Source organism: Stenotrophomonas sp. PS02289 (genome assembly GCF_029960115.1).
In the GTDB taxonomy this organism is placed as follows: Bacteria; Pseudomonadota; Gammaproteobacteria; order Xanthomonadales; family Xanthomonadaceae; genus Stenotrophomonas.
Genome location: NZ_JASCOZ010000347.1, coordinates 1 through 755 on the forward strand (window position 1 = coordinate 1; position 755 = coordinate 755).

Annotated in this window: 1 protein-coding gene; it reads right to left on the reverse strand. The window is 64.9% G+C overall.

The genetic code is table 11. The annotated features are described in order from the left end of the window. Window positions 1-89: 89 nt before the first annotated feature. Window positions 90-554, reverse strand: a complete 465-nt coding sequence (locus QMX83_RS21545) for a transposase (protein WP_282298663.1) — start codon at window positions 552-554, stop codon at window positions 90-92. Between the last annotated feature and the right edge of the window lie 201 nt (window positions 555-755).

Consider the following 755-nt stretch of genomic DNA (forward strand, 5'->3'; position numbering starts at 1 on the left):
CCCGGGGGGCGGGGGGGGGGGGGGGGGCGGGGGGGGGCGGGGCGCCCCCCCCCCCCCCCCCCCCCCCCCCCCCGGCTCTACGGTATACGTCAGATCGTCATGCCGGAGAGCGACCAGCGGCACCACGCGAATGGGTATTCCTCCAAGCGTGTTGCCAGACCCGCACGGACCGGATTGGCCATGATGTAAAGCGCTTCCGTTCGGAACTGACGTTCGTCACGCTGACGCTGATCGTAATAGCCGGGTTGCCAGATAGTTCCCTGGCTACCGTTGCGTTGGTTGATCGCCCGGGCAGAATGTGACTTCATCATGCGTACCACCGTGGAAAGCGATGTGTCGCGCAGGAAGAACATCCAGTGCAGGTGATCGGGCATCACCGCCCAGGCAAGGGATTCTGTTCGACCTTCGTGATCCGAGCATTTGAGCCAGCTGACCAGTTCGCGGGCGTTTTCCGGACATTCGAAGATTCTGTTGCGCCCGGCCGTCACTGTGGTGATGACGTAGCAGCAGCCGACATTGGAGATTCTTCCATGCTGGAGTGAGGGGCTGGCCATGCGGACAGGATGGCGAGGCGGTTGCTTGGCCGCGCTCGGGATGTTGCGGACCGCTACGTAGGAATGATCCGCGCGGTGATGTAGAGCCGGGCTTGCCCGGCTGACGTTGGCGGACGGTTTGGCGCGAAGAGCAGCCGGGCAAGCCCGGCTCTACGGGGTTGGGTTCCTGCGAAGAGCAGCCGGGCAAGCCCGGCTCTACGG

Bases quoted from the DNA above. Each gene is read 5' to 3' on its own strand.
- QMX83_RS21545 (WP_282298663.1), bottom strand. From the start codon at position 554: ATGGCCAGCCCCTCACTCCAGCATGGAAGAATCTCCAATGTCGGCTGC.